Origin of the sequence: Promicromonospora sp. NPDC057488 (genome assembly GCF_042802395.1) — a bacterium.
Lineage (GTDB): Bacteria > Actinomycetota > Actinomycetes > Actinomycetales > Cellulomonadaceae > Promicromonospora.
Genome location: NZ_JBHVEG010000247.1, coordinates 1 through 7,296 on the forward strand (window position 1 = coordinate 1; position 7,296 = coordinate 7,296).

6 protein-coding genes are annotated in these 7,296 nt (G+C 73.2%); 3 read left to right on the forward strand and 3 right to left on the reverse strand.

Going from position 1 to position 7,296, the window contains the following annotated elements; translation table 11 throughout:
• Nucleotides 1-181 precede the first annotated feature (181 nt).
• Entirely contained in the window at nucleotides 182-442 is a 261-nt protein-coding gene (gene rpsT, locus ACFU5G_RS28110) for a 30S ribosomal protein S20 (RefSeq protein WP_026365415.1), read from the reverse strand.
• A 244-nt stretch (nucleotides 443-686) separates the two neighbouring features.
• Between rpsT and ACFU5G_RS28115 the strand changes: the two genes are divergently transcribed.
• On the forward strand, nucleotides 687-1,808 hold the full coding sequence (locus ACFU5G_RS28115; protein ID WP_377252097.1) for a calcium:proton antiporter: 1,122 nt from the start codon (nucleotides 687-689) through the stop codon (nucleotides 1,806-1,808).
• Between the two features lie 65 nt (nucleotides 1,809-1,873).
• Here ACFU5G_RS28115 and ACFU5G_RS28120 read toward each other — a convergent pair whose 3' ends face one another.
• Entirely contained in the window at nucleotides 1,874-2,911 is a 1,038-nt protein-coding gene (locus ACFU5G_RS28120) for an SDR family NAD(P)-dependent oxidoreductase (protein ID WP_377252099.1), read from the reverse strand.
• 60 nt (nucleotides 2,912-2,971) lie between these two features.
• On the opposite strand from ACFU5G_RS28120, the gene ACFU5G_RS28125 reads away from it, so the two are divergent.
• Nucleotides 2,972-3,610: a TetR/AcrR family transcriptional regulator gene (locus ACFU5G_RS28125; protein ID WP_377252101.1), complete on the forward strand. Its 639-nt coding sequence runs from the start codon at nucleotides 2,972-2,974 to the stop codon at nucleotides 3,608-3,610.
• Between the two features lie 44 nt (nucleotides 3,611-3,654).
• Here ACFU5G_RS28125 and ACFU5G_RS28130 read toward each other — a convergent pair whose 3' ends face one another.
• A complete protein-coding gene (locus ACFU5G_RS28130) occupies nucleotides 3,655-5,295 on the reverse strand; it encodes an FAD-dependent oxidoreductase (RefSeq protein ID WP_377252103.1) in 1,641 nt (546 codons plus the stop codon).
• Nucleotides 5,296-5,538: 243 nt separating this feature from the next.
• Here ACFU5G_RS28130 and purH point away from each other — a divergent pair, with 243 nt between their 5' ends.
• Nucleotides 5,539-7,191 carry a bifunctional phosphoribosylaminoimidazolecarboxamide formyltransferase/IMP cyclohydrolase gene (gene purH, locus ACFU5G_RS28135; protein ID WP_377252105.1) on the forward strand — a complete coding sequence of 551 codons (1,653 nt, stop codon included), beginning with the start codon at nucleotides 5,539-5,541 and terminating at the stop codon, nucleotides 7,189-7,191.
• Nucleotides 7,192-7,296 lie beyond the last annotated feature (105 nt).

Below are 7,296 nucleotides of genomic sequence, written 5' to 3' on the forward strand. Positions count from 1 at the left end.
CAGGCCATTAGGCCCGAAACGCGGTTGATTCCGGGCCTAATGGCTGGGTAGAAGCGCACCTCGGCGCGGCGCGGTGCAGCGCGCCGCGGACCCGCACCCGCCCCCGCGTCAGGTCACCGGTTTCCGGGCAAACGAAAGACGCCGCCCGCCCCGGAGGGTGGACGGCGTCAGTCGAAGTGGCTCAGAGAGCAGCGACCGACTTCGCGATGGCCGACTTGCGGTTCGCGGCCTGGTTCGCGTGGATGACGCCCTTGGCGACAGCCTTGTCGAGCTTGCGCGACGCGGTGGCAAGGGCGACCGTCGCGGTCTCCTTGTCGCCGGCTGCGACGGCCTCGCGCACCTTGCGCACGTGGGTCTTCAGCTCCGACTTGACGGACTTGTTGCGCAGACGAGCCTTCTCGTTCGTCTTGATGCGCTTCATCTGGGACTTGATGTTTGCCACGAGTGGACTTCCTGGTGTGTTCGCCTGACGGCGAGCGGATAGGTCGTAGAGGGCGGTCGCAGTTCCGGGACTGGGGTGGGGACCCGTGGAGAGGAGCTGCGACTGTGCCCGCCGACCTGGGCGGACACGCGACCTCCAAGGTTACCAGAGGGACCGGGGGCTCGTGGGGCGGTCGGATGTGAGACCGGCTACCACCGCCGTCGGCCGGTAAAGGGCTTCTGACGAGGCACCATAGAATTGGGCTATGAGTACCAGGACACTTCGGGGCCGTTTCCAATGGACCGTGGTGGTCCCCATCCTTGCCCTGGTGCTCCTCGTCGCCACGTGGAGCAACCACGAGCACCCGGTGACCCTCACGGCGATCGGCGCCGCGCTGGTCGGCGCCGTCCTCGCAGCGGTGCACCACGCGGAGGTGGTGGCCCACAAGGTCGGCGAGCCCTTCGGCTCCCTCATCCTCGCGGTCGCGGTGACCGTGATCGAGGTCGGGCTGATCCTCATGCTGATGAGCAGCGGTGGCGATGCCGCGAGCACCTACGCCCGCGACACGGTGTTCGCCGCCGTGATGATCACCTTCAACGGCATCGTCGGTCTGTCGCTGCTCGTGGGGGCGAGCAAGCACCACCTGGTGAGCTTCAACGCCTCGGGTACGGGGTCCGCGCTGGCCACCGTGGTGGCGCTGGCCGGGGTCACCCTGGTCCTGCCCAGCTTCACGACGTCGGCGGAGGGTGGCGCCTACACCGCCTTCCAGCTCGGCTTCGCCGCTGTGGCGTCGCTGCTGCTGTACGGGGCGTTCGTGTTCACGCAGACGGTGCGGCACCGCGACTTCTTCCTGCCGGTCTCCAGCGACAAGTACGGCCGGATGACCGGGCTCCTCGACGAGGACGGCGACAGCCACGCCGACCCGCCGCCCGCCAAGGAGGCGTGGTTCAGCCTCGGGCTGCTGGTCGTCGCGCTGGTCTCCGTGGTCTTCCTGGCCAAGATGCTCTCGCCGACCATCGAGCACGGGGTCAAGGCCGCCGGCCTGCCCTACACCGTCGTCGGCGTGGTGATCGCGTTGCTCGTGCTGGCGCCCGAGTCGATCGCCGCCGTCCGCAATGCCCTGCGCAACCGGGTGCAGACCAGCCTCAATCTCGCCTACGGCTCCGCCATGGCGTCGATCGGCCTGACCATCCCGACCATCGCCGTCGCGATGATCTGGATGGACGGCCCGCTCACGCTCGGTCTCGAGCCGACCCAGATGGTGCTGCTCGCGGTCTCCGTCGTCGTGGCGATGCTGAGCATCACCCCGGGTCGGGCCAAGACCCTCCAGGGCGTGGTGCACCTGGTGCTGCTCGCCGCGTTCCTGGTGGTCTCGGTCCAGCCGTAGCCCCGACGTGTCAGACCCTCAGGTCACCCGGGGGGCCTGAGGGTCTGACACGTCAGGGGCAGGGGTCAGACGGCGGACCAGCCGCCGTCCGAGGCGATGATCGCCCCGTTCAGGTTCGCCGAGTCGCGCGACAGCAGGAACGTGATGGTCGCCGCGAGCTCCTCCGGCATGGCGAGGCTGAGGATGTTGGCCTGGTACGGCCGCAGCACCGGGGCGCCGAACTCCGCCTGGCCCGGCAGCTGGATACCCGTGGCGACGCCGCCGGGCGCCACCGCGTTGGTGCGGATGCCGTGCTTCGCGTACATCACGGCGGTCGACTTCGTCAGCCCGACCACCGCGTGCTTGGAGGCCGTGTAGGCGACGCCGGCGGCCGAGCCGCGCAGCCCGGCCTCGGAGGCGACGTTCACGATGCGCCCCTCCGTAGCGGCCAGCATGCCGGGTACGACGGCGCGGGTGAGCCGCATCGTGCCCTCCAGGTTCACGCGCAGCACGCGCTCCCACAGGGCGTCGGTGACCTCGTGGACCGCCGACATGTCGTCCATGATCCCGGCGACGTTGGCCAGCGCGTCCACGCGCTCACCGGCCGTCGCCACGATGCGGTCGACGTCGTCCTGGGCCGAGATGTCGCCCGCCACGGGGACGATCTCGGCCCCGGCCGGGAGGTCGGTCAGCGCGGCGGCGAGCTCGTCGAGCTTCTCCGCGGAGATGTCGGCGGCGATCACGCGCCCGCCCTCACGGGCCACGCGGGCGGCGACGGCGCGGCCGATGCCGGACGCCGCTCCCGTGACGACGACGGTCTGGCCGGCGAACCGGCCCGGGGTGATCTGCTCGCTCCAGCCGGTGGCGGCCGGCTCGTCGTCCGCCGCGTCGCCGGCCGCGGCCTCCTCGGGCGCTGCCTCCCGGTACGCGGCGAGCAGCGCGTCGAGCGCCTCCGCGGGGAACTTGCCGCCGGACATCGCGACGAGCTGCTCCAGCGCCAGGCCGCGGGCCGGGGCCAGCGAGTCCGGCGTCGCCCCGCCCTGGGCGAGGAAGTCGGCGAGGATCCGGCCCCCGACGGGGTGGTCGAGCCAGTCGCCGACGGTCGAGTGGGTGGTCAGTGCCATGGTGCGCTCCTCGGACGAGATGGATACCGGACAACACTGTCCGGTATCTAGGATAGCCCCATGACCGGCGTACTTCGTGATCCCCGACCCGGCGCCGTGCCGCGCGGCACGGCCGTCCCGCACGGCACGACCCGGCGCGGCGGGGCGCCCAACCTCGGCCCTCGCGCCGCCGCGGGCAACCGGGCGGCCCTGCTCGCGGCCGCCCGCGAGGTCTTCGGCTCCGCCGGCACGAGCGCGCCGCTGAGCGCGGTCGCCAAGCGGGCAGGCGTCGGCCAGGGGAGCCTCTACCGCCACTTCCCGGACCGCCTGGACCTCGTGGTCGCGGTGTTCGAGGAGCAGGTCGTCGCCGTCGAGGAGCTCGCGGCGGTCCCCACCGCGGACCTGGCCGACCTGCTCGGGCTGGTCACGCGGAACGCGATCGACTCGGTCGGGTTCGTCGACCTGGTCCGGTCGCGGGTGCCCGCGGACGAGCGGATCGTCGCCCTGGGCGAGCGGGTCGCCGTCGCGCTGGGCACGCGGCTGGCGGGCGCGACCGGCTCCGGCGCCGTCCGGGCCGGGACGACGTCGGAAGACCTGCTGCTCGCGGTGGCCATGATGGCCGGCGGGCTGTCCCAGGCCGAGGGAGAGGACCGGGTGCGCCGCGCGCGGCGGGCCTGGGAGCTGCTGGGTCTGGAGGCCCGCATCCCCGACGCCGCCTAGCGCGCGCCTCGTCCGCCCGCGCCCTACCCCGGCCCGCCCGTGCCCTACCCCCGCCGCCCCGCCGCCTGCTGCCCGCCGATCCAGCCGAACACGGCCGCCGGGCCGATCGTCGACCCGGGCCCGGGGTAGGTGCGCCCCATGACCGACGCCGTGGTGTTCCCCGCGGCGTACAGGCCGGGGATCGCGGAGCCGTCCGCCCGCAGCACCCGCGCCTGCTCGTCGGTGAGCAGCCCGCCCTTGGTGCCCAGGTCGCCGGGCACGATCCGCAGCGCGGAGAAGGGTCCGCGCTCGATCGCGCCGAGGTTCGGGTTGGGCCGGACGGTGGGGTCCGAGTAGTAGCGGTCGTAGGCGGAGTCGCCGCGGCCGAAGTCGGTGTCCCTGCCGGTCCGCGCGAACCCGTTGAACCGCGCGACCGTGTCCCGGAACGTCCGCGGGTCCAGGCCGAGCGCGTCCGCCAGCTCCGCGAGGGTGTCCGCGTAGACGAGCGTGCCGTCGTCCACGTACCGCCGCCGGCCGCTCAGGAGCGACGTGTTGAGGTAGCGCCGCCGCGCGCGGACGTCCATGACCAGCCACGACGGGTTCGCCGCCACCTGGGGGTGCCGCTCCAGCAGCGCGTGGCCGAAGTCGATGTAGCTCGTGGACTCGTTGACGTACCGGGCGCCCGAGGAGTCCACGACCATCGAGTACGGCATGGACCGCTCGGACAGCACGAAGCCGTGCATCCCCTGGCCCTTGTTGTCCACGCCCGCGCCCCACCAGGCGTCGTCCATCAGCGCGAGCGCGCCGCCGGCGTCGGCCCCGGCCTCGATGCCCGTGCCCTGGTCGTCCTCGGACGCAGCGCTCCAGCCCGGCACGCCATGGTGCCTCTCGCGCCAGCGGGTCCGGTGGGCGAACCCGCCCGCGCCCAGCACGACGCCGCCGGTCACGCGCACGGTGCGGCGGGCCTGCGGCATCCCGACGACGGCGCCCACCACGGCGCCGTCCTCCACCAGGAGCTCCGTCAGGGGCGTGCTCAGGCGCACCTCCGTGCCCTGCGCCCGCACGACCTCCATGAGGGAACAGGCCAGCGCCGCCCCCATGCCGACCTGCTTCTTGCCGGTGAGCAGGCCGCCCAGGACGCGGAACACCAGCCGCGCCCCGCGGACGAAGCCCGACGGCGTGGACCAGGCCCGGCCCAGCTCGTAGAAGTCGTCGTTCATGACCGCGAGCGGCACGCCGTCCTTGACGCGGGAGCGCTCGATCCAGTCGCCGAGCCGCCGCGTGTCGTACGGCCGGGGCTCGATGGACCGGCCGATCTTGCCGCCGGGCCGCTCGGGGTAGTAGTCGGGGTACTTCTTCGCGGCCGACCAGCGCACACCGTGCCCCTCCAGGGCGGTGACCAGCTCGTCGACGGTGTCGACGAACGCCTCCCGCCGGGCGGCCGAGCTCGCGGGGCCGACGTCGCCGATCGCCGCCTGCATGTAGGTCAGCGCCTCCGCGCGGGAGTCGGCGATCCCCGCGCGCCGCATCACCGGGTTGTCCGGCAGCCACAGCCCGCCGCCGCTGCGCATCGTAGTGCCGCCCCACCGGGCCGACGACTCCACGACCAGCACCTTCGCCCCGGCGTCTGCGGCGGCGATCGCCGCGCTGAGCCCGGCGGCGCCCGTCCCGGCCACCAGTACGTCGACCACTTCCTCGTGCGTCATCGCGCGATCCCTCCGGTCCTTACCGGACGTCGTTGTCCGGTTGGCTGCACAACCTACTCCCGTGCCCCGGGACGGACGCAAGACCCAGGGGCCGGAACGGCATCTTCCGGCCACCGCTAGACTGCACCTGGCCGTGACTGGCGAGGGTGGGTCACCACCGGGGAGCGGCCGACCGACCCGTGATGCGCGCCGCCCGCCTGGGTGCCAGGGTTTTCCACGAGGCTACTTCCGAGGAGAACCGCCATGTCCGGCGCCCCGTCCACCCCTGACGTCCAGCTCACCGACGACTCGCAGCGCCCCGTGCGGCGCGCGCTGCTGAGCGTCTACGACAAGACCGGCCTGATCGAGCTCGCCACCGCGCTGCACGACGCCGGCGTCGAGCTGGTCTCGACCGGCTCCACCGCGTCCAAGATCGCCGACGCGGGCATCCCCGTCACGCCGGTCGAGGAGCTCACGGGCTTCCCCGAGTGCCTCGAGGGCCGGGTCAAGACCCTGCACCCGCGCGTGCACGCCGGCATCCTGGCCGACACCCGCAAGCAGGACCACCTCGACCAGCTCGCGCAGCTCGAGATCTCGCCGTTCGAGCTCGTCGTCGTGAACCTCTACCCGTTCGCCGCCACCGTCGCCTCGGGCGCCGGGCCGGACGCCGTCGTCGAGCAGATCGACATCGGCGGGCCGTCCATGGTGCGCGCCGCGGCCAAGAACCACCCGTCCGTCGCCGTGGTCGTGGACCCGGCCCGGTACGACGACGTCGCCGCGGCTGTGCGGGCCGGCGGCTTCACCTACGCCCAGCGCAAGGCGCTCGCCGCCGCCGCGTTCGTGCACACCGCGACCTACGACGTTGCCGTGGCGTCCTGGATGGGTTCGGTCGTCTCCCCGACGGACGCCGTCGACGGTGCCGACGGCCCCGTCTCGACCGGCTTCCCGGCCTGGGTCGGCGGCACCTGGGAGCGCGCCGACGTGCTGCGCTACGGCGAGAACCCGCACCAGCGCGCCGCCCTGTACACCCGCGGCGACGGCGTCACGGGCCTGGCCCAGGCCGAGCAGCTGCACGGCAAGGCGATGAGCTACAACAACTACGTCGACGCCGACGCCGCGTGGCGCGCCGCCTGGGACCACGAGGGCCCCGCCGTCGCGATCATCAAGCACGCCAACCCGTGCGGTATCGCCGTCGGCGGCGACATCGCCGAGGCGCACGCCCGGGCGCACGCGACCGACCCGGTCAGCGCGTACGGCGGCGTGATCGCGGCCAACCGCACCGTCACGGCCGACGCCGCGCGGCAGATCGCGCCGGTGTTCACCGAGGTCGTCGTGGCCCCCGGCTTCGAGCCCGAGGCGCTGGAGATCCTCCAGGCCAAGAAGAACATCCGGCTGCTGGTGGTCCCCGAGGCGCCGGCCGGCGCCGTCGAGACCCGGCCCATCTCCGGCGGGCTGCTCATGCAGGCCACCGACCGGTTCCAGGCCGACGGCGACAGCCCGGAGAACTGGACGCTGGCGACCGGCGAGGCGGCGTCGCCCGAGGTGCTCGCCGACCTCGCGTTCGCCTGGAAGGCCGTGCGCGCCGCCAAGTCGAACGCGATCCTGCTGGCCAAGGACGGCGCGGCCGTCGGCATCGGCATGGGCCAGGTGAACCGCGTGGACTCGTGCCGCCTCTCGGTCGAGCGCGCCAACACCCTGGCCGACGGCGAGTCCGGCCCGGTCGAGCGCGCCCGCGGCGCCGTCGCGGCGTCCGACGCGTTCTTCCCGTTCGCGGACGGCCTCCAGGTGCTGCTCGACGCCGGCGTTACCGCCGTCGTGCAGCCGGGCGGCTCGATCCGCGACGAGGAGGTCGTCAAGGCCGCCGAGGCGGCCGGCGTCACGATGTACCTCACGGGCACGCGCCACTTCGCCCACTGATCCACCTGCTGGTCGAGCAGCCCCACCGCTGGTCGAGCAGCCCCACCGCTGGTCGAGCAGCCCCACCGCTGGTCGAGCTTGTCGAGACCTCACCAGGTCTCGACA

Excerpts from the sequence above, each read along its gene's own strand:
- ACFU5G_RS28125 (WP_377252101.1), top strand. The coding sequence starts at position 2,972 with ATGACCGGCGTACTTCGTGATCCCCGACCCGGCGCCGTGCCGCGCGGC.
- ACFU5G_RS28120 (WP_377252099.1), bottom strand. The coding sequence starts at position 2,911 with ATGGCACTGACCACCCACTCGACCGTCGGCGACTGGCTCGACCACCCC.
- ACFU5G_RS28130 (WP_377252103.1), bottom strand. The coding sequence starts at position 5,295 with ATGACGCACGAGGAAGTGGTCGACGTACTGGTGGCCGGGACGGGCGCC.
- ACFU5G_RS28115 (WP_377252097.1), top strand. The coding sequence starts at position 687 with ATGAGTACCAGGACACTTCGGGGCCGTTTCCAATGGACCGTGGTGGTC.
- purH (WP_377252105.1), top strand. The coding sequence starts at position 5,539 with ATGTCCGGCGCCCCGTCCACCCCTGACGTCCAGCTCACCGACGACTCG.